Source organism: Pseudomonas sp. 8O (genome assembly GCF_902506495.1).
Classification (GTDB): domain Bacteria; phylum Pseudomonadota; class Gammaproteobacteria; order Pseudomonadales; family Pseudomonadaceae; genus Aquipseudomonas; species Aquipseudomonas chaetocerotis.
The window spans coordinates 1513385-1533792 of the sequence record NZ_LR733265.1; the positions used below are offsets into that span (position 1 = coordinate 1513385).

General features: G+C 64.0%; 15 protein-coding genes. 8 read left to right on the forward strand and 7 right to left on the reverse strand.

What is annotated here, in order from left to right; all coding sequences use genetic code 11:
• The first annotated feature begins 5 nt into the window (after positions 1 to 5).
• The 4 genes from GV002_RS24210 (at position 6) to gloA (ending at position 7880) form a co-directional block, all read left to right on the forward strand.
• The gene (locus GV002_RS24210) at positions 6 to 4385 is read left to right on the forward strand and encodes an MBG domain-containing protein (RefSeq protein WP_160020087.1); all 4380 of its coding nucleotides are present in this window, start codon (positions 6 to 8) and stop codon (positions 4383 to 4385) included.
• Between the two features lie 247 nt (positions 4386 to 4632).
• On the forward strand, positions 4633 to 6471 hold the full coding sequence (gene ilvD / locus GV002_RS20480) for a dihydroxy-acid dehydratase (protein ID WP_160020088.1): 1839 nt from the start codon (positions 4633 to 4635) through the stop codon (positions 6469 to 6471).
• A gap of 123 nt (positions 6472 to 6594) precedes the next feature.
• Positions 6595 to 7053, forward strand: coding sequence for a metallophosphoesterase family protein (locus tag GV002_RS20485; RefSeq protein ID WP_160020089.1), 459 nt, complete (start codon positions 6595 to 6597; stop codon positions 7051 to 7053).
• Between the two features lie 299 nt (positions 7054 to 7352).
• Positions 7353 to 7880 carry a lactoylglutathione lyase gene (gene gloA / locus GV002_RS20490; RefSeq protein WP_160020090.1) on the forward strand — a complete coding sequence of 176 codons (528 nt, stop codon included), beginning with the start codon at positions 7353 to 7355 and terminating at the stop codon, positions 7878 to 7880.
• A 67-nt stretch (positions 7881 to 7947) separates the two neighbouring features.
• Here the strand turns inward: gloA and GV002_RS20495 are convergent, their stop codons facing one another.
• Positions 7948 to 8595, reverse strand: coding sequence for a YitT family protein (locus GV002_RS20495; protein WP_046492844.1), 648 nt, complete (start codon positions 8593 to 8595; stop codon positions 7948 to 7950).
• A 112-nt stretch (positions 8596 to 8707) separates the two neighbouring features.
• A complete protein-coding gene (locus tag GV002_RS20500; RefSeq protein WP_160020091.1) occupies positions 8708 to 9238 on the reverse strand; it encodes a dihydrofolate reductase in 531 nt (176 codons plus the stop codon).
• Positions 9239 to 9353: 115 nt separating this feature from the next.
• Here GV002_RS20500 and GV002_RS20505 point away from each other — a divergent pair, with 115 nt between their 5' ends.
• The 3 genes from GV002_RS20505 to GV002_RS20515 all read left to right on the forward strand — a co-directional run bounded on the left by GV002_RS20505 (position 9354) and on the right by GV002_RS20515 (position 13469).
• On the forward strand, positions 9354 to 10496 hold the full coding sequence (locus GV002_RS20505; RefSeq protein ID WP_160020092.1) for a glycerophosphodiester phosphodiesterase: 1143 nt from the start codon (positions 9354 to 9356) through the stop codon (positions 10494 to 10496).
• A 60-nt stretch (positions 10497 to 10556) separates the two neighbouring features.
• Positions 10557 to 11948, forward strand: a complete 1392-nt coding sequence (locus tag GV002_RS20510) for a DUF2868 domain-containing protein (RefSeq protein ID WP_160020093.1) — start codon at positions 10557 to 10559, stop codon at positions 11946 to 11948.
• Positions 11949 to 12086: 138 nt separating this feature from the next.
• Positions 12087 to 13469 carry a GTPase/DUF3482 domain-containing protein gene (locus GV002_RS20515; protein WP_160020094.1) on the forward strand — a complete coding sequence of 461 codons (1383 nt, stop codon included), beginning with the start codon at positions 12087 to 12089 and terminating at the stop codon, positions 13467 to 13469.
• Between the two features lie 180 nt (positions 13470 to 13649).
• On the opposite strand, the gene GV002_RS20520 is transcribed toward GV002_RS20515, so the two are convergent.
• From GV002_RS20520 to GV002_RS20535, 4 genes are all read right to left on the reverse strand, one after another.
• Complete coding sequence (locus GV002_RS20520) at positions 13650 to 14711, reverse strand: transporter substrate-binding domain-containing protein (protein ID WP_256667149.1); 1062 nt, start codon at positions 14709 to 14711, stop codon at positions 13650 to 13652.
• Positions 14712 to 14776: 65 nt separating this feature from the next.
• Positions 14777 to 15571, reverse strand: a complete 795-nt coding sequence (locus tag GV002_RS20525) for a thymidylate synthase (RefSeq protein ID WP_160020096.1) — start codon at positions 15569 to 15571, stop codon at positions 14777 to 14779.
• Entirely contained in the window at positions 15571 to 16371 is an 801-nt protein-coding gene (gene lgt, locus GV002_RS20530) for a prolipoprotein diacylglyceryl transferase (protein WP_160020097.1), read from the reverse strand. Before lgt ends, GV002_RS20525 begins: the two co-directional genes overlap by 1 nt.
• 10 nt (positions 16372 to 16381) lie before the next feature.
• Positions 16382 to 17164: a sulfite exporter TauE/SafE family protein gene (locus GV002_RS20535; RefSeq protein WP_160020098.1), complete on the reverse strand. Its 783-nt coding sequence runs from the start codon at positions 17162 to 17164 to the stop codon at positions 16382 to 16384.
• Positions 17165 to 17294: 130 nt separating this feature from the next.
• On the opposite strand from GV002_RS20535, the gene GV002_RS20540 reads away from it, so the two are divergent.
• Positions 17295 to 18038, forward strand: a complete 744-nt coding sequence (locus GV002_RS20540; RefSeq protein ID WP_160020099.1) for an NRDE family protein — start codon at positions 17295 to 17297, stop codon at positions 18036 to 18038.
• A 78-nt stretch (positions 18039 to 18116) separates the two neighbouring features.
• On the opposite strand, the gene ptsP is transcribed toward GV002_RS20540, so the two are convergent.
• Complete coding sequence (gene ptsP, locus GV002_RS20545) at positions 18117 to 20396, reverse strand: phosphoenolpyruvate--protein phosphotransferase (protein WP_160020100.1); 2280 nt, start codon at positions 20394 to 20396, stop codon at positions 18117 to 18119.
• Positions 20397 to 20408 lie beyond the last annotated feature (12 nt).

Genomic DNA, 20408 nt, shown 5'->3' on the forward strand with positions numbered 1-20408 from the left:
CACCCATGAACCGCAGCTACGCTCTAATCTGGAACCACGCCCTGGGCAGCTGGGCCGTCGCCCATGAACACGCCCGCAAACGTGGCAAGGGCGCCGGTGCGGTATTGGCGGCGAGCCTCGTGCTGGCCGGCTCTACCTTCGCCGCCGACCTGCCCACTGGCGGCCAGGTGGTCTCCGGCAACGGCAGCATCAGCCAGCCCAACGGCCAGCAGATGGTCATCGATCAGGCCAGCAACAAGCTGGCCATCGACTGGCAGAGCTTCAACATCGGCACCGGCAACAAGGTGACCTTCAACCAGCCCGGCACCGACTCGATCGCCCTCAACCGGGTGCTCGGCACCGACGGCTCGAAAATCATGGGCCAGCTCGACGCCAATGGCCGGGTGTTCATCATCAATCCCAACGGGGTGCTTTTCGGCGCCGGGGCGCAGGTCAACGTAGGCGGTCTGGTCGCCTCCACGCTGGATCTTTCAGTGAGCGATTTCGAAGCAGGCAACTATGCCTTCAAGGGCGACGGCAGCAACGCTTCGATCATCAACGATGGGCGCATCACCGCCGCCGACGGCGGCAGCGTCGCCCTGCTCGGTGGCGCGGTAAGCAACAACGGCGTGATCATCGCCAACCAGGGCACGGTGGCCCTGGCCGCTGGTAATGCCGTCACCCTCGATTTCGCGGGTGACGGTCTGCTCAACGTGCAGGTCGACGAGGCCGTGAAGGACGCACTGGTGGAAAATCGTCAGTTGATCCAGGCCGATGGCGGCAACGTCATCCTGACCGCCAGCGCGGCCGATGCCCTGCTGCAGACGGTGGTCAACAACGACGGGGTAATCCAGGCCCGCACCCTGGGCGAGAAAGAAGGCAGGATCGTCCTGCTCGGCGACTTCGACGGCGGCACGGTACAGGTCGCCGGCACCCTGGATGCCAGCGCGGCGGATGGCGGCAATGGCGGCTTTATCGACACCAGCGGCGCCCATGTGCAGATCGCCGAAGGCACGACCGTCACCACCAAGGCCACGACCGGGCAAACCGGCACCTGGCTGATCGACCCGACCGACTTCACCGTCAGCGCTGGCGGTGCCAGCCAGACCACCAGCGGCATCGGCGCCACCACCCTCAGCACCAACCTGCAGAACACCAGCGTCACGCTACAGACCGTGGCGGGAGGCAGCGAAAACGGCGACATCAACGTCAATGCTGCCGTGAGCTGGAGCGCGGATACCACGCTGACGCTCGATGCCCACGGCCGCATAAACGTCAACAAGGACATCACCGCCAGCGGCGACAATGCAGCGCTGGTGTTGGCCTATGGCAATGGTTACAGCCTGAACCAGGGCGCCCGCATTACCCTATCCGGAGGCAATGCCGGACTGAATCTCGGTGGCATCGACTACACCCTGATTCGCGACCTCGGCGCCCTGCAAGGAATCTCGGGAAGCGGCCACTATGCGCTCGCCATTGACCTCGATGCCGCTGCGACCAGCACCTGGAATGCTGGAGCAGGCTTTGCTCCTATCGATGGCTTCAACGGCACTTTCGCCGGCCTCGGGCACACCATCGACAGCCTGCTCATCAACCGTCCGAACGAGTCGACTGTCGGTCTGTTCGGCCTGACTGAAGCCACCATCCGCGATCTGACCCTGTCCAATATCTCCGTCACTGGCGCCGCCACCGTGGGTGCCCTGGTAGCACGGCTGAGCAGTAACGCTGCCAGCCTGACCAATACCCATGTCACCGGGCAAGTATCTGCGCAGGGCGATAGGGTCGGCGGGCTGGTGGGCTGGAGCGATCAGGGCGTCGTCAGCCAGTCCTCCTCTACAGCTACGGTCAGCGGGGCGAGTGAGGTGGGTGGCTTGATCGGTCGCAATCGTGCCGCCTCGGTCACGGACGCCTATGCAACGGGAGCGGTGACCGGTACGGGGAGTGCCATCGGTGGGCTGATCGGCAGTACCGTGCAGGGCACCACATTGACCAATGCTTACGCCAGCGGCCGAGTGACCGGTACTGGAGGGCTGGTGGGAAATGTTGATGGCTCCGGCGCTACGGTCACCAACAGCTACTGGGATATGGATTCGACCGGCCAAGCAAGCAGTGCCGCCGGCACTGGCATCGACTCCACCAACGCCCGCACCCAAGCCACCTACGCCGGCTTCGACTTCACCGATACCTGGGTGATGTTCGAGGGCGATACGCGGCCCATGCTGCGCGGCGAGTACTCGACGACCCTCTTCACGCCCCACGCCCTGCAACTGATGGTACTGAATCTGTCGGCCAACTACCGCCTGGGTACCGACCTGAATCTCGGTGAGGCACTGACAGCAGGCGGCAATGGCTACTACGGCGACGTCTGGGGAGCGGCAGGGTTCAAACCGGTGGGCAACTCCAGCACTCCCTTTACCGGCTCGCTGGATGGCCAAGGCCACCTGATTCGCGACCTCAGGATAAATCGTGCAAACGAAAGCGAAGTGGCACTGATCGGGCAGACAGCAGCTGGGGCGCAGATTCACGACCTGGGAATGGTGGGTGGCAGCGTTCATGGCGGGTCCAATGCTGCCAGCCTGGTAGGCATCAACTACGGCGGCATACTGAGCGACCTCCATACCAACGTCACCATTAGCGCCACTGAGCGAGGAGCTGGTGGCTTGGTGGCACGCAACCGGGACAACGGCATCATTCGCAACAGTTATGCCACCGGCAATGTCAGCGGCGCGGAGAACGTCGTAGGTGGACTGACCGGTGAAAACTGGGGCCTGGTGGAAAACTCCTATGCCACGGGCAACGTCAACGGGGTCATATTTTCCGGTGGTCTCATAGGTACCAACACCGGAACCATCCGCAACGCCTATGCCACCGGCCAGGTGCAAGGCACACAGTATGTAGGCGGTCTGGCCGGGTATGCCGGCGGCTTGATCGAATACACCTACGCCACCGGTGGCGTGAGCGGAGTGACGTCCGTAGGGGGTTTGGTAGGCGATATAGGAACCGGACGCGTAGTGGACTCGTTCTGGAATACCGATACCTTCAGCGGCCCCGGCGCGGGCACCATTGGTGGATCTGCGACCGTGGAGAATCTACACGGCCTGGACAGCACGGCGTTACGCGACGCCTCCAACTATGCCACCTGGAACCTGGCCACCAGCGGCGGCAGCAATGCAGTGTGGAGGATCTATGAAGGGCAAACTGCACCGCTGCTGCGCAGTTTCATGCAAAGCGTGACCATCACGGCGACGGACATCGGCAATAAAACCTACGATGGCCAGAGCAGCGGCACCAGTGGCTATACAACGGATCTTGGCACTACCCTGGATGATGATCTGCTGCTTGGTAGCCTGACCTACTCCAGCGCCTCGCAGAATGCCGGCAGCTACAGCACCACCGATGGTGGTCTCAGCCTGGACGGGCTGTATTCGGGCCAGCAGGGCTACGACGTCAGCTACGCCGATACCACCCTGACCATCGACAAGGCCGCACTCACCGTCACCGCCAACGACGCCAGCAAGACGTACGATGGCCTCGCCTTCACTGGCGGCAACGGCGTCAGCTACAGCGGCTTCGTCAATGGCGAGGACGCCGGCGTGCTTGGTGGCACGCTGGTCTACGGTGGTAGCGCACAGGGTGCGGTCAACGCCGGCAACTATGACCTCAGCGTCAGCGGCCTGAGCGCCGACAACTACGCCATCAGCTACACCACAGGTAGCCTGAATGTCGGTAAGGCCCAAGCTACCATCACCGCCAATAGCGGTCAGGTGACCTACAACGGCCAACAGCAGAGCATTACCGGCTTCACCGCCAGCGGTTTGGTCAACGGTGAAACGGCAACCGTGCTCAGCGGTATCAGCACCACCGGCGGCGCTGGCATCAATGCCGGCAGCTACACCCATAGCGCCAGTGGCACGGACGTCAACTACAACCTGATGTTCGTCGATGGCACACTGACCATCGACAAGGCCGCGCTCAGCGTCATCGCCAACGACGCCAGCAAGACGTACGATGGTCTCGCCTTCACTGGCGGCAACGGCGTCAGCTACAGCGGCTTCGTCAATGGCGAGGACGCCGGCGTGCTTGGTGGCACGCTGGTCTACGGTGGTAGCGCACAGGGTGCAATCAATAACGGCAGTTATGCTATCAGCACTAATGGCCTGACCTCCGGCAACTACGCCATTACCTTCATAGACGGCACCCTGACCATCAGCGGCCAATCCCAGGGCCAGCCAAGCAACCCGGTGGCAGAAATACCTCGGGCCTACACCGATATTCTCGCCGCCATTCAAAGCGACCCTGATAGCGAGGCGAGTACTCCCTCACTCAACCCGGACGAACTCTATCGAATCGCCGATAGAGGCATCCGGCTACCAGAAGGCCTTGACGGAGCGTCGCGAGACAATTGATCGCTGCATTACCCCTCCACCCTGAATCTGACGGATCACCAAGGATGGTGACTGTCAGCAGCCTTTCCCCTGGCGCCTGCTGCGGCGTAGAATCGACGTATTTCCCGCCAGGCATCCTCCGGCGGGCCTGTGAGCCCTGGCTGCGCGAACGGTGATCCCGTCTCGTCATGCAGCCCACGACACGCGGTGACCTGCCGCCCACGACGCTCACCGCCTACATAACCGAATTAGCCGCAGGATCATCGTCATGCCTGACTACCGCTCGAAGACCTCCACCCACGGCCGCAACATGGCCGGCGCCCGCGCCCTGTGGCGTGCCACCGGGATGAAGGACGAAGACTTCAAGAAACCGATCATCGCCATCGCCAACTCCTTCACCCAGTTCGTGCCCGGCCACGTGCACCTGAAGGACCTGGGTCAACTGGTCGCCCGCGAGATCGAGAAGCACGGCGGCGTGGCCAAGGAATTCAACACCATCGCCGTCGACGACGGCATCGCCATGGGCCACGACGGCATGCTCTATTCGCTGCCGAGCCGCGAGATCATCGCCGACTCCGTGGAGTACATGGTCAACGCCCACTGCGCCGACGCCATCGTCTGCATCAGCAACTGCGACAAGATCACCCCCGGCATGCTGATGGCCGCCCTGCGCCTGAACATCCCGGTTGTGTTCGTCTCCGGCGGGCCGATGGAAGCCGGCAAGACCAAGCTGGCTAGCCACGGCCTGGATCTGGTCGATGCGATGGTGATTGCCGCCGACTCCAGCGCCTCCGACGAGAAGGTCGCCGAGTACGAGCGCAGCGCCTGCCCGACCTGCGGCAGCTGCTCCGGCATGTTCACCGCCAACTCGATGAACTGCCTGGTCGAAGCCCTGGGTCTGGCGCTGCCAGGCAACGGTTCGACCCTGGCCACCCACAGCGATCGTGAACAGCTGTTCCTGCGCGCGGGTCGCCTGGCCGTCGAACTCTGCCAACGCTACTACGGCGAAGGCGACGAGTCGGTGCTGCCGCGCAACGTCGCCAACTTCAAGGCGTTCGAAAACGCGATGACCCTGGACATCGCCATGGGCGGCTCGACCAACACCATCCTGCACTTGCTGGCTGCTGCCCAGGAAGCGGAGATCGCCTTCGACCTGCGCGACATCGATCGCCTGTCGCGCAAGGTGCCGCAGCTGTGCAAAGTCGCGCCGAACATTCAGAAGTACCACATGGAAGACGTGCACCGCGCCGGCGGCATCTTCTCCATTCTCGGCGAGCTGGCACGTGGCGGCCTGCTGCACACCGACGCCCACACCGTGCACAGCCCGAACATGGCCGAAGCCATCGCCCAATGGGACATCACCCAGACCCAGGACGAGGCGGTTCATCACTTCTTCAAGGCAGGCCCGGCCGGAATCCCCAGCCAGACCGCGTTCAGCCAGAGCACCCGCTGGGACAGCCTGGATGACGACCGCGAGAATGGTTGTATTCGTAGCGTCGAGCACGCTTATTCCCAAGAGGGTGGACTTGCGGTGCTGTACGGCAACATCGCCCTCGATGGCTGTGTGGTGAAGACTGCCGGCGTCGACGAGTCGATCCACGTCTTCGAAGGCACCGCCAAGGTCTTCGAGAGCCAGGACAGCGCAGTCAAGGGCATCCTCGCCGACGAAGTGAAGGAAGGTGACATCGTCATCATCCGCTATGAAGGCCCGAAAGGCGGCCCGGGCATGCAGGAAATGCTCTATCCGACCAGCTACCTGAAATCCAAAGGCCTGGGCAAAGCCTGTGCCCTGCTCACCGACGGTCGTTTCTCCGGTGGCACCAGCGGCCTGTCCATCGGCCACGCCTCGCCGGAAGCTGCCGCGGGCGGCGCCATCGGCCTGGTGCAGGACGGAGACAAAGTACTGATCGACATCCCCAACCGCAGCATCAACCTGCTGGTGAGCGATGACGAACTGGCCACCCGCCGCGCCGAGCAGGACAAGAAAGGCTGGAAGCCAGCCGCACCGCGCACCCGCAAGGTGACTACGGCACTCAAGGCCTACGCCCTGCTCGCCACCAGCGCCGACAAGGGCGCGGTGCGCAACAAGGCCATGCTGGACGGCTGATTCGTCAACGTTGCTACAGCAAAAGCCCGGCCTGGTTTGCCGGGCTTTTTGTTGACGGAAGGTTTTGCATCTGACGCGGATCGCCAGCAAGCTGGCTCCTGCATCCATGCTCAGGAGCCCATCATGCGTATCGGCCTGATCGCTGACACTCACAATCTGCTGCGTCCCGAGGCGCTAGCTCTGTTGCGGGGCGTCGATCATCTGATCCATGCCGGCGATATCGGCGGGCCGCACATCCTGGCCGAGCTGGAGCGCATCGCGCCGCTGTCCGTGGTACGCGGCAACAATGATCAGGACAGTTGGGCAAACGCCATCCCCGAGCGCCTGACGCTACGCTTCGGCGCCATCACCCTGCATGTGCTGCACGACCTCAAGCAGCTGGATATCGACCCGGCTGAGCAGAACATCGACGTAGTAATCGCCGGTCACTCGCATAAGCCGCTGCACGAAGAGCGCAACGGCGTGCTCTACCTCAACCCGGGCAGCGCCGGACCACGACGGTTCAAGCTGCCCATCGGCGTGGGCATCCTGCATATCGACGACCAGACGGTCCGGGCCGAGCTGATCACGCTGCAGGTTTGAAGCCAACCGTAGGGTGGACGACGCTTCATCCGTCCACCGCCTGCCAACCCATGGTGGACAAAAACAGCGTTCTCCACCCTACGCACTGACACGAACCGTAGGAGCGGCTGGGCGGCATTCCGTTTCAGCCGCGATGCTTCGCGCCCTCAGGCCAATCGCGGCTGAAGCCGCTCCTACAAACGCCCCCTGCATCGTTGCTTGGTCAGGGCTGGCAAAGGCTCACCCCACACCCTTGAAAAATGCGCCCACCGCGTCCATCTAAGCTGGTACAGCCTTTTCCCCGCCTGATGGAGAACCCCATGACCCTCGACGAGCTCAACGCCATTGCCGGCGTGACCGCCAAACCCGACGTCGCCACTGCCGACTTCGTCTACAACCACACCATGATCCGCGTGAAGGATCTGCAGAAATCCCTGGATTTCTACACCCGCGTGCTGGGCTTCACCTTGCTGGAGAAGAAGGACTTCCCCGACGCCGAGTTCAGTCTGTACTTCCTCGCCTTGATCAACGACAAGTCACAAATCCCGGCTGACCCGGCTGTCCGCCATCAGTGGCGCAAGTCGATTCCCGGCGTGCTGGAGCTGACCTACAACTACGGCACCGAGAAAGACCCGGAATTTTCCTACCACAGCGGCAACAGCGACCCGCGTGGCTTCGGTCACCTGTGCGTGTCGGTACCGGACATCAAGGCGGCCTGCCAGCGCTTCGAAGACCTCGGTGTGGACTTCCAGAAGCGCCTGACCGACGGCCGCATGCGCGACATCGCCTTCATCAAGGACCCGGACGGCTACTGGGTCGAGATCATCCAGTTCACCGAAGTGATCTGATTCTCGCGCCCGCGAAAAACGACGAGGGGCTGCCTCCAGCGAGGCAGCTCCTCGTTCGTTCATGGGCTCAACTGACGCCGACGTAGCGATCCGCCCGGTGATTGATCGCCAGCACCAGATTGAGCATCACCGCCCCCAGCACCGAGAGCAGCACCTTGTCTGGCGACACCACGAAGATCGCCGCCAGCACGATGCTCGCGTCGATGGCCATCTGCACGGCACCCGCACGGAAACCGAAGCGCTCCTGCATGTACAGCGCAAGAATGTTCACCCCACCCAGGCTGGCACGGTGACGGAACAGCATGAGCAAACCCAGCCCCATGGCGGCACCACCGAACAGCGCGGCATACACGGCGCTGAGGTGGGCGAAGGCGACCCACTGCGGCGTCAGCTCCGCCAGCAGCGAAACCAGCAATACCGCGCAGCCCGTGCGCAAGGTGAAACCCCAGCCCATGCGCCAGATGCCGAGCAGATAGAACGGCAGATTGACCAGACAGAACACCAGACCGAACGACCAACCAGCCTGGTAGTTGGCCAGAAAGGCGATGCCGACAGTGCCACCCGTCAACAACCCCGCATGGGCGTAGAAGGCGATGCCCAGCGCCACCAGAGCGGTGCCGAACAGCAGGGCCAGCGCATCTTCCCAGAGTGGATGGCGCACGAAGAGTGCTGCGACGGCGTTCAGTTGCTCGTCGTCGGGCGATTGCTCAGACATGTAAAAACCTGCATCAGGATGCACGAAAGAAAATTACGGCAGAGGCAAGGCAGTGGCCATCACCGCGCGCTGGGAAATCTGGCGGCAGAGATGGCCGGAAAGCTCGGTAGGGTTATGCGCCGCGGCGCTCCCACACTTCGAAGGCGTAGAACGGTGTCTCGGGTGAAGCCGGGTGCTCGACGCTGGAGGTCATGCGCCATGTAGCCTCGTCGACCTCGGGAAAGAAGGCATCGCCTTCGGGGTCGAGGCCGACACGCGTCAGGTACAGGCGATCAGCCTGGGCCAGGCCCAGCTCATAGAGCTGCGCGCCGCCGATCAGCATCAGTTCCTCGGCATTCTCTTCACGCGCCCAGGCGTCGGCTCGTTCGATGGCCTCTTCCAGCGTCGCGAATACCTCGGCCCCTTCCAGGGCCAGGCCCGCCTGGCGGCTGACCACGATATTGAGCCGGCCGGGCAACGGCCGACCGAGCGAATCCCAGGTCTTGCGCCCCATGATGATCGGCTTGCCGAGCGTCAGTGCCTTGAAGTGCTTGAGGTCTGCTGGCAGATGCCAGGGCAGCTGGTTGTCGCGACCAATCACGCGGTTGTGCGCGAGCGCGGCGATCAGGGAAAGAGGTAGAGTCGTTTTCATGGCCGCGAGCATAACAGAGCACCCAGCGGCCTCGCAGCCCACCCGTGGCCGAAGCAACGCTGTCGTCGTATCGTCACATTCGCCGTAGCAGGCTAGCGGCTGAACTTACGAGCAAGGAGCTAGCGTCATGTCGAAATCACTCTCCGCCTGGATATTGGGCGTCACACTGCTGCCACTGTCGGTCTTCGCCAGCCCGGCTCTGGACAACGTCCAGGCCGCCATTGATTGGGCCCAGCAGCAACCCAGCGCCAAGCAACCCCAGACCCGGGACACCAAGGCTCCACTGGTGATCGCCCACCGGGGCGCCAGTGGTTACGCGCCTGAGCACACCCTGGCCGCCTACGCGCTGGCCGCCTTGCAAGGCGCCGACTACATCGAGCCCGACCTGGTGATGATCCGCGACGGCCAACTGGTCGCCCGTCACGACAATGAACTGGGGCTGACCACCGATGTGGCGCAGCGCCCCGAGTTCGCTGACCGCAAACGCACCCAGAGCGTCGACGGACGCAGCCTGGAAGGCTGGTTCAGCGAAGACTTCACCCTGGCCGAGCTGAAAACCCTGCGCGCCATCGAGCGCATCCCGCAGCAACGGCCGGGCAATACCCGCTTCGATGGCCAGTTCGAGATTCCTACCTTGCAAGAGATCATCGATCTGGTGAAACGGCTGGAAGCGCTCCAGCAACGAACCATCGGGTTGTACCCGGAAACCAAGCACCCCACCCACTTCCAGCAACTCGACCTGGCCATGGAAAAACCGCTGCTGGCGGTGCTCGAACGCAACGGCTATGACAGTGCCGACGCGCCCGTTTTCATCCAGTCCTTCGAAGTGGATAACCTCAAGACACTGAGCAAACTGACCTCAATCCGCCTGGTGCAGTTGCTGTGGATAGAGGGCCAACCCTTCGACCAGCAGGTACTGGGCAGCGACCTTGGCTATCAACAGATGATCACCCCTGAAGGCCTGCAAAATATCGCGCGTTACGCCGCCGGAATAGGCCCGGAGAAAGGCATGATCATCCCGCGTGATGCCGCCGGTAACCTCACCGCGCCGACCAGCCTGGTACGTGACGCTCATGCTGCCGGGCTCAAGGTGCACCCTTATACCTTCCGCGCCGAGAACGCCTTCCTGCCCACCAGCCTGCGCAGTGGCGACGTACCAAGCAATCGCGGCGACATCGACGCCGAGCTGCGTGCCTTCCTCGCCACCGGCATCGACGGCCTGTTCATCGACCAACCGGACATCGCCGTGCGCGTGCGCCAGCAGCGCTGATTCGCACCGAGGCGGATCAGGGGTTATCCTCAACCCCTGATCCGAACGACGAGACGCCGCGTGACAGACGCCTCCTCCCCAACGCCCTTCCAACGCCTCTGGCTCAGCGAGACCATTCGCCTGCGCGAGGAACACGCCGGCCCGCTCGAAGACGCCGAAGCCAATCGCCTGGCCCGTGCCGAGCAGGTTGACCTGGCCGAGCGCATCCAGCATCGCGCCCTGCATCTGGCCCGTCGAGATGGTCAGTGGCAGGCGCTGCTGCACTGGCTGCAGGGCGCACGCCTGGCCGGTCTGCTGCTGGCGCTGTTGGCCCTGCTCAGCGGCTTCGGTCTGGCGCTGGCCGCGTTGGGTGACGGGCGCCAACCCGTCAACGTATTCTGGGCGCTGGGCAGCCTCCTCGGGCTCAACCTGCTGATGCTGCTTGGCTGGCTGCTGGGCCTGCTGCTGACCCGCGACCACCCTGGCGCGCTCGGTCGCCTGTGGCTGTGGCTCAGTGAAAAACTGGCGCGCGATGCCAGCGCCGCGCAACTGGCCCCGGCCCTGCTGCTGATGCTGCAACGCCAGCGCCTGACCCGCTGGGGCCTGGGTCTGATGGTCAACGGCCTGTGGACGCTGGCCATGCTCGCGGCACTGGTCACCCTGCTGTTGCTGCTCGCCACGCGTCGCTACGGCTTCGTCTGGGAAACCACCATTCTCGCTGGCGACACCTTCATCGCCCTGACCCAAGCCATCGGCGCCCTACCCGCCCTGCTCGGCTTCAGCCTGCCGGATATCGACGTCATCCGCGCCAGTGGCGACGCCGCCATCGCCAGTGAAGCAGCCCGGCAGAGCTGGGCTGGCTGGCTGGTCGGCGTGGTGCTGGTCTACGGCCTGCTGCCACGCCTGCTGCTGGCGCTGCTGTGCCTGTGGCGCTGGCAATCCGGAAAAGGCGCGCTGCGCCTGGATCTCGACCTGCCGGGCTACAGCCTGCTGCGCCAGCGCCTGCAACCGGACAGCGAGCGTCTCGGCATCTGCGACCTGCCCCCCGCCGCCCTGCATCAGCCGCAAGGCGGCGCCAGCGCCCAAGCCGGCAGTGGCGCGCTGCTGCTCGGCATCGAACTGGATGAGCGGCGCCCCTGGCCGCCGATGCCGCTGCCAAAGGGTGTGGCGGATGCCGGTGTGGTCGACAGCCGCGAACAACGCCGCCAGTTGCTCGAACAACTGACCCGCTTCCCGCCCGAGCGCCTGGGCATCGCCTGCGACCCGCGCCGCTCGCCGGATCGCGGCACCCTGGCGCTGCTCGGCGAACTGGCGCGTTGCGCGAGTGCCACACGCATCTGGCTGCTACCGCCCGCCCCAGGTGAAAGCCTGGACAGCGCACGCCTGGCGGACTGGCACCAGGCAATCGCCAGCCTGGGGCTGCAGCATGACGATACGGCGCCGCTGAGCTGGTTGGAGACAGGACATGACTGAACGCGTTCGCCGTAGGGTGGATGACGCTTTTCTCATCCACCATCCTCCCCGGTGGATGGGTGAAGCGTCATCCACCCTACGCTTCCCAACTGCCGTAGCCCGGATGCAATCCGGGAACACAGCGTCGGGGTCTGCACCATGAGCCAACCACTGAAGCTCGCCCTGGTCGGCCACACCAACGTCGGCAAGACCTCGCTGCTGCGCACTCTGACCCGTGACGTGGAGTTCGGCGAAGTCTCACCGCGCGCCAGCACCACGCGCCATGTCGAGGGTGCGCGCCTGTCGGTAGATGGCCAGGCGTTGCTGGAGCTGTACGACACCCCTGGCCTGGAGGATGCCATCGCCCTGCTCGACTACCTGGAGCGCCTCGACCGCCCCGGCGAGCGGCTGGACGGCCCGGCACGTCTGGCGCGTTTTCTCGAAGGCAGCGAAGCCCGCCAGCGCTACGAACAGGAAGCCAAGGTACTGCGCCAGCTCATGGCCTCCGACGCCGGGCTGTACGTGATCGACGTGCGCGAGCCAGTGCTGGCCAAGTATCGAGACGAACTGGCGGTGCTCAACATGTGCGGCAGACCCTTGCTGCCGGTGCTCAACTTCGTCGCCAGCGCCAGCCATCGTGAAAGCGAGTGGCGCGAAGCCCTGGCCCGCCTTGGTCTGCATGCGCTGGTGGCGTTCGACAGCGTGGCGCCAGCCGAAGATGGAGAACGCCGTCTGTACGAAAGCCTGGCCCTGCTGCTGGAGCGTTCACGCCCGCAGCTGCAACGACTGATCGAGGATCATGAAGCGCAGCGCCTGGCCCGTCGCCAGGCCGGCAACCGCCTGATCGCCGAACTGCTGATCGACTGCGCCGCCTGCCGCCGCAGCGTCGCCGCCCAGCCGGTGCTGGAACAGGGCGCCATTACCGAGCTACGCGATGCGATTCGCCAACGCGAGCAACGTTGCGTCGAGGCCCTATTGCGCCTGTACGCCTTCCGCAGCGCCGATGCCAAGGCGGCCGACCTGCCGCTGCTCGATGGCCGCTGGGGCGACGACCTGTTCAACCCGGAAACGCTGAAGCAGCTGGGCATCAAGGTCGGCGGCGGCATGGCGGCCGGCGCCGCCACTGGCGTCGGTGTCGACCTGCTGGTCGGCGGCCTCACCCTGGGCGCCGCCGCTGCACTGGGCGCCGTGATCGGCGGCAGCGCGCAGACCCTGCGCAATTACGGAGAAAGGCTGAAAGGAAAATTGAAAGGCCAGCGCGAGCTGACCATCGACGATGCCGTGCTGCGCCTTCTCGCCCTGCGTCAGCAGCAGCTGCTGGCCGCCTTGGACGTACGCGGACACGCCGCGATGGACGCCATCACCCTCGGCGCCCCGCAGGAAACCCTGTGGCGCCAGGGCAAGCTGCCAGTACCACTGAACGTGGCACGCGCGCATCCCGAATGGTCGTCACTGAACTCGTTCGCACGTTTGGAAGACGCCGAGCGTGCCGAACAGGTGGAACGCCTGCGCAGCGACCTCTCCATGCAACCAGCGGGCTAGCGCGGAACGCAGCCCGGCCCACCCTGAAGGCAGTCTGCACCGGGCCTGGATGAGCGGAGGCTGAAGAGGGACAACTGGCTGGCATGGGCAATCAGCGGGCCGCGCGAATTCATCGATGAGATCGCGCAACGCTTCTCGCTGAAGACCAAGCCGCAAGCGACGCTTGAACAGCCACCCGACTCAGAGTTCCTCGCCCAGGTAGTCGCTCACCGTTCGCGGCCATTGTGGATCATCCATGATGCCCAGTACCGCCCGGCTGATCGGCTCCCGCAGCGGACTGCCGCTGCGCACCAGGAATCCGTAGCTCTGGTTCTCGAAGGTTCCGGGCAACACCTGCAGGCGCACGCCGACCAGCTCGCGGTTGCGGTACTGCAGGATAGGTTTGTCGTAGACGATGGCATCGGCCTCCCCCTGCTGTACGGCCAGTAGCGCCTTGGTCAGGTTCGGATAGTCGCTCTGGCGAATACGCCGCTCCTGCAGCCAGTGCGAGCTGGCTGTGCGCTGCACGCTGGCGACGTGGGCGCCTTGCAGGTCGCCAGGGCCCTGGATGGTGCCCTGTAGATTGCTCACAGTCAGGGCCGTGGTCATCGCCGCAGTGAAGGTCGAGACCATGATCAACGCGGCGAACATCCACACCACCGCGACCAGCCGTCCCCCCAGCGTCACCGGTGACTTGTCACCGTAGCCAACGGTGGTCATGGTCACTGCAGCCCACCAGAAACCATCGCCCAGCCCGCGCATAGGCTCCTCGGGGAACTGCTCGCGGTTACGCCGTCGTTCGAAGAACCAGATCAAGGCCCCCACCAGCATCAGAACCGCAGCCAGCCCCAGCACCACGCTGATGAAACGCCAGGAGAACAGCCTCTTGAAGGTCGTCCACCAGCCCGCCGAGGCGGTTGCCGGCACCGCGATGGCGAGGCCGGTGAAGTAGAACGGATGGGTGAAGTCGAAGCGCGCCTCGCGCTCGGGGGTCATGGTCATCGCACCGACCACGACGTCGACCTTGCTCTGCTCGAGGCTGTCGAGCAGGCTGTCGAAGGGCATCGGCTCGTACTGGAAGGCATAGCCATTCTTCTCGGCGATGGCATTCCACAGATCGATGCTGATGCCGCTCCAGCTGCCGTCGTCACGCTTGATCACGAACGGCGGCACTTCGGTGATGCCGACCCGCAGCGGCGAGGTGTCGGCATGACTCGTCAAACAACTGCAGACCAGCAGCAGGGCCAGTGCGATTCGGCTCACGGGGGACTCCCTTTTCACTCGTTGAGGGAAAAGGGTAGCAAATTGCCCCTGCCTGCGGGTCTATCTCAGACCGCGACCGGCGCCTTGATATGCGGATGGGCCTCGTAACCGACCAGCTCGAAATCCTCGAACTTGAAGGCCAGCAGGTCCTTCACCCCAGGGTTGAGCTTCATGGTCGGCAGCGGCAGCGGCTGGCGGGTGAGTTGCAAGTCGGTTTGTTCGATGTGGTTGGCGTACAGGTGGCAGTCTCCGCCAGTCCAGATGAACTCGCCCGGTTGCAGGTCGCAGACCTGCGCCACCATCAGCGTCAGCAGCGCGTAGCTGGCGATGTTGAAGGGCACGCCGAGGAAAATGTCCGCCGAGCGCTGGTAGAGCTGGCAGCTGAGCTTGCCGTCCGCCACGTAGAACTGGAACAGCGCGTGGCACGGCGGCAGCGCCATCTGCTCGACCAGCGCCGGGTTCCAGGCCGAGACGATCAGGCGGCGCGAGTCCGGGTTCTTCTTGATCATCTCGATCAGCTTGGCGATCTGGTCGATGGACTCGCCATTGGGCGCCGGCCAGCTGCGCCACTGGTAGCCGTAGACCGGGCCGAGGTCGCCGTTCTCGTCGGCCCACTCGTCCCAGATGCTGACGCCATTTTCCTTGAGGTACTTGATGTTGGTGTCGCCCTGCAGGAACCACAGCAGCTCGTGAATGATCGAGCGCAGGTGGCACTTCTTGGTGGTAACGATGGGGAAGCCATCGGCCAGGTCGAAGCGCATCTGGTAGCCGAACACGCTGTAGGTGCCGGTGCCGGTGCGGTCTTCCTTGAAGGTGCCGCGCTCACGCACGTGGCGCATCAGGTCGAGGTACTGTTTCATCAGACGGCTCCTTGTACGGGCTGGCGCTTGTAGGCGTAGGCGATCAGGCCCAGGCCGGCGAGAATCATCGGTATGCAGAGGACCTGCCCCATGGTCAACCAGCCCCAGGCCAGGTAGCCAAGTTGGGCGTCCGGCACGCGAACGAATTCGACGATGAAGCGGAATACACCGTAGCAAGCGGCGAACATGCCGGAAACGGCCATGGTCGGACGCGGTTTGCGCGAATAGAACCAGAGGATGGTGAACAGCGCGACGCCTTCCAGGGCGAACTGGTACAGCTGCGACGGGTGGCGCGCCAGTTGCTGCGGGTCGGTGGGGAAGATCATTGCCCAGGGCACGTCGGTGGCCTTGCCCCACAGCTCGGCATTGATGAAGTTGCCAATGCGCCCAGCACCCAGGCCAATCGGCACCAGTGGCGCGATGAAGTCCATCAGTTCGAAGAAGCTCTTGCCGTTGCGCTTGCCGAACCACCAGGTCGCCAGCATCACCCCGATCAGGCCGCCATGGAAGGACATGCCGCCCTCCCAAACCCGCAGGATCTTCGCCGGTTCGGCGATATAGGCGGCAAAATCATAGAAAAATACGTAGCCCAGGCGCCCGCCGAGAATCACCCCCATGGCCACCCAGAACACCAGATCGGAAAGCTTCTCCTTGTTCCAGGTCGCGTCGAAACGCTCAAGCCGGCGCGAGGCCAGCCACCAGGCACCGCCGATACCGACCAGATACATCAGGCCGTACCAATGGATTTTCAGGGGACCGAGGGCGATGGCCACCGGGTCGATCTGCGGATAAGGCAGCATCCAGGACTCCTTAGATGAAAAAACTCAGGCCCACGCTGAACAGCAGCAGGGCGAACAGACGCTTGAGCAACAGTGGCGACAGGCGATGAGCCAGGCGCGCACCAAAACGGGCAAAGAACATGCTGGTCAGGGCTATCCCCAGCAATGCCGGGAGATACACGAAACCGACGCTCCATTGCGGCAGACTCGGATTCCCCCAGCCGGTAACCATGAAACTCAGCGCACCGGCGATGGCAATCGGCAAACCACAAGCCGCCGAAGTTGCCACCGCTTGCTGGATCGGCACGCTGCGCCAGACCAGAAAAGGCACGGTAAGCGAACCACCGCCAATCCCGAAGATCGCCGACGCCCAGCCGATCACCCCGCCGGCTACCGTCAGCGTCGGCTTGCCTGGGACACCGAGACTGGCGTTGGGTTTCAGGTCCAGCGCCATCTGCGCGGCAACGATGATGGCGAACGTACCGATGATCTTCTGCAGCAAGGCCCCCTGGATCAGCGACGCGGTCATAGCCCCCAGCGCTGCACCAAGCACAATGCCCAGGGTCAACCAGCGAAACAGTGGCCAGCGCACCGCGCCCTTGCGATGGTGCTCGAGCAGCGAATTGATCGAGGTAAAGACGATGGTCGCCAGGGACGTTCCCACTGCAAGGTGAGTGAGGATTTCCGTTGCCATACCCTGTGCGGTGAAGCTCAGCACCAGCACCGGCACGATGATCAGACCGCCGCCCACGCCGAACAGACCCGCCAGCACACCGGCAGCCGAACCCAGCACCAGGTAGAGCAGCAGCTCCATCGACACCCCCCAAAAAACAAAGCGGCATGGTAGCGGAAATGCCCCCTCAACGGCACACGGATCGACGGAACGGTTGCCGCACCGGGCTCAGCTCGCTAGCCTGCCAGACTCCGTCAGTGGAGGAATGCGCATGTGCCTGATCGTCTTCGCCTGGCAGCCCGAAAGCCCGACAGTGCTGCGCCTGGCGGCCAATCGCGACGAATTTTACGCGCGCCCCAGCGCAGCACTGAGTGAATGGTCGGATGCACCTGGCGTATTCGCCGGTCGTGATCTGCAGGCTGGGGGCACCTGGCTCGGCGTTACCGCGCAAGGTCGCTTCGCGGCACTGACCAATATCCGCGACCCGCAGCAAAAGGCCGGCCCTCGCTCACGCGGCGCGCTGACGGCCGACTACCTGCTGGGCCAGGACTCGGCACCTGCCTATCTCGACAGGATCATGCGCGACGCAGAAGAGCATGCCGGCTTCAACCTGCTTTTGGGCGACCGCCATCAGCTCTGGCATTTCAACTCCCAGGAAGGCCTGCCTCGGCAATTGCAGAGCGGCATTTACGGCATGTCCAACGCCAGCCTCGACACGCCTTGGCCGAAACTGCTACGCGCCAGAAATGCCCTGAGCGATAGCGTCGAGCGCGAGGATGAAGCGCTACTGGAGCTGCTGAGCGACAGGAGCCTTCCGGCCGATCACCTGCTACCGGACACCGGCGTCGGGCTGGCGACGGAGCGCGTACTGTCGAGTATTTTCATTACCACAGCCACCTATGGCACCCGCGCCAGCACGGTGCTGAACCTTGGCCGGGATGGGCGCTGGAATATCACCGAGCGCAGCTTCGGTCCGCAGGGAGCCCTATTGGGCGAGGTCACCTTGCGCGGGTAGCCCGGATGCAATCCGGGAATGGAGAGCGCCGTTGTCCCGGATTGCATCCGGGCTACAAAACGCTCTTGCAGCCGCTTGTCAGGCCTGGATATTGGACGCCGGATTGATCACCCGACCCAGCCCCAGGTTGCGCAGTGCCAGGTGCAGGGTGCTGTCGATCAGGTGCGGGTTGTCCATGGTCATCACCTGGCCGAGCAGTTCCTTGGCCTTGCTCTGGGTGATCTGACGCAGCAGCCATTTCACCTTGGGCAGGTTGGTGGCGTTCATCGACAGCGAATCGAAGCCCATCGCCAGCAGCAACACGGCAGCCGCCGGGTCACCGGCCATCTCGCCGCAGATGCTCACCGGCTTGCCTTCGAGATGCGCGTCGTTGACCACCTTCTGCAAGGCCTGCAGCACCGCCGGGTGGAGGAAGTCGTAGAGATCCGCCACGCGCGGGTTGTTGCGGTCGACCGCCAGCAGGTATTGGGTCAGGTCATTGGAGCCGACCGAGAGGAAGTCCACCTGACGCGCCAGTTCACGAGTCTGATAAACGGCTGCCGGGATCTCGATCATCACGCCGATAGGCGGCAGCGGCACATCGGTGCCCTCGTCACGCACCTCGCCCCAGGCACGGTGAATCAGGTGCAGCGCCTCTTCCAGCTCCTGCGTGCCGGAAATCATCGGCAGCAGGATGCGCAAGTTGTTCAGCCCCTCGCTGGCCTTGAGCATGGCGCGGGTCTGCACAAGAAAGATTTCCGGATGATCAAGGGTCACGCGAATGCCGCGCCAACCCAGGAAGGGGTTTTCTTCCTTGATCGGAAAGTAGGACAGCGACTTGTCGCCGCCGATATCCAGGGTGCGCATGGTCACCGGCAGCGGGTGGAAAGCCTGCAACTGCTCGCGATAGGTGGCGAGCTGTTCCTTCTCGCTGGGGAAGCGCTCGTTGATCATGAACGGCACTTCGGTGCGGTACAGGCCGACACCCTCGGCGCCACGCTGCTGAGCACGCGCCACGTCGGCGAGCAGGCCGGTATTGACCCACAGCGGCATGCGGTGGCCGTCGAGGGTCTCGCAGGGCAGCGCGCGCAGGGCGTCGAGCCCTTCGGTGAGCTGACGCTCCTCCTCGACCACCTCCGCGTACTGCTTGCTCAGAAGCTCGCTGGGGTTGGTGAAGACTTCGCCGTGGTAGCCGTCGACGATCAGCTTGATGCCGTCGATCTTCGAGTACGGCAGGTCGACCACACCCATGACCGTGGGAATACCCATGGCGCGGGCGAAGATCGCCACGTGGGAGTTGCCCGAGCCGGTCACCGAAATCAGGCCGACCAGCTTGCCCTCGGGCACTTCGCCGAGCATCGCCGGCGACAGCTCCTCGCTGACCAGGATGGTGTTATCCGGGTAGACCAGCGTGGTCTTGCGTTCTTCCTGCAGGTAGGCGAGCAGGCGCCGGCCGAGGTCGCGCACGTCGGAGGCGCGCTCGCGCAGGTAAGCGTCATCCATCAGCTCGAAACGATTGACGTGGTCGAGCACCACCTGGCGCAAGGCGCCCTGTGCCCACTGGCCGGTACGGATGACCTTGCGCACCTCGTTACCCAGTGCGGCGTCCTCCAGCATCATCAGGTAGACGTCAAACAGCGCGCGCTCTTCCTTGCGTAGCTGAGTGGCGAGCTTCTCGGACAGCTCCTGCATGTCCTCGCGCACCCAGCCGAGCGCCTTGTCGAACAGCTCCAGCTCGGCAGCGATGTCATCGACACTGCGGTCTGGAACTACATTCAAATCGGCCGGGGGCAGCACCACGACAGCGGTACCGACCGCTGCCCCCGGCGCACCCGGCACGCCGACGAATTTGGCCTCCTGCACGCCCTTGCCCTGGCGACCGAGCCCCCGAATCGAACCGGTCGCCTCGGCATGGGCGATAACGCCAGCGAGCTGCGCGCTCATGGTGACCAGGAAGGCTTCCTCGCCTTCGTCGAACTGGCGGCGCTCCTTCTGCTGCACCACCAGAACGCCCATCACCCGCCGGTGGTGGATGATCGGCGCACCGAGGAAGGAGGCATAGCGTTCCTCGCCGGTCTCGGCGAAGTAGCGGTAGCGGGGATGGCTGGCGGCGTCTTCGAGGTTCAGCGGTTCTTCACGGCTACCGACCAGGCCAACCAGACCTTCGCTGGGCGCCATGCTGACCTTGCCGATGGAGCGCTTGTTGAGACCGTCGGTGGCCATCAGCACGAAGCGATTGGTTTCCGGATCGAGCAGGTAGACCGAGCAGACCTGGCTGCCCATCGCTTCCTTGACCCGCTGCACGATGATCGACAGCGCCGCCTTGAGATCCTTGGCGGCGTTTACTTCCTGGACGATCTTGCGCAGCGTATTGAGCATGCTCGATTGGGG

What these genes read in the sequence shown, in the direction of transcription:
- GV002_RS24210 (WP_160020087.1), top strand. Translation starts at nt 6, where the DNA reads ATGAACCGCAGCTACGCTCTAATCTGGAACCACGCCCTGGGCAGCTGG.
- ilvD (WP_160020088.1), top strand. Translation starts at nt 4,633, where the DNA reads ATGCCTGACTACCGCTCGAAGACCTCCACCCACGGCCGCAACATGGCC.
- GV002_RS20485 (WP_160020089.1), top strand. Translation starts at nt 6,595, where the DNA reads ATGCGTATCGGCCTGATCGCTGACACTCACAATCTGCTGCGTCCCGAG.
- gloA (WP_160020090.1), top strand. Translation starts at nt 7,353, where the DNA reads ATGACCCTCGACGAGCTCAACGCCATTGCCGGCGTGACCGCCAAACCC.
- GV002_RS20495 (WP_046492844.1), bottom strand. Translation starts at nt 8,595, where the DNA reads ATGTCTGAGCAATCGCCCGACGACGAGCAACTGAACGCCGTCGCAGCA.
- GV002_RS20500 (WP_160020091.1), bottom strand. Translation starts at nt 9,238, where the DNA reads ATGCTCGCGGCCATGAAAACGACTCTACCTCTTTCCCTGATCGCCGCG.
- GV002_RS20505 (WP_160020092.1), top strand. Translation starts at nt 9,354, where the DNA reads ATGTCGAAATCACTCTCCGCCTGGATATTGGGCGTCACACTGCTGCCA.
- GV002_RS20515 (WP_160020094.1), top strand. Translation starts at nt 12,087, where the DNA reads ATGAGCCAACCACTGAAGCTCGCCCTGGTCGGCCACACCAACGTCGGC.
- GV002_RS20525 (WP_160020096.1), bottom strand. Translation starts at nt 15,571, where the DNA reads ATGAAACAGTACCTCGACCTGATGCGCCACGTGCGTGAGCGCGGCACC.
- lgt (WP_160020097.1), bottom strand. Translation starts at nt 16,371, where the DNA reads ATGCTGCCTTATCCGCAGATCGACCCGGTGGCCATCGCCCTCGGTCCC.
- GV002_RS20535 (WP_160020098.1), bottom strand. Translation starts at nt 17,164, where the DNA reads ATGGAGCTGCTGCTCTACCTGGTGCTGGGTTCGGCTGCCGGTGTGCTG.
- GV002_RS20540 (WP_160020099.1), top strand. Translation starts at nt 17,295, where the DNA reads ATGTGCCTGATCGTCTTCGCCTGGCAGCCCGAAAGCCCGACAGTGCTG.
- ptsP (WP_160020100.1), bottom strand. Translation starts at nt 20,396, where the DNA reads ATGCTCAATACGCTGCGCAAGATCGTCCAGGAAGTAAACGCCGCCAAG.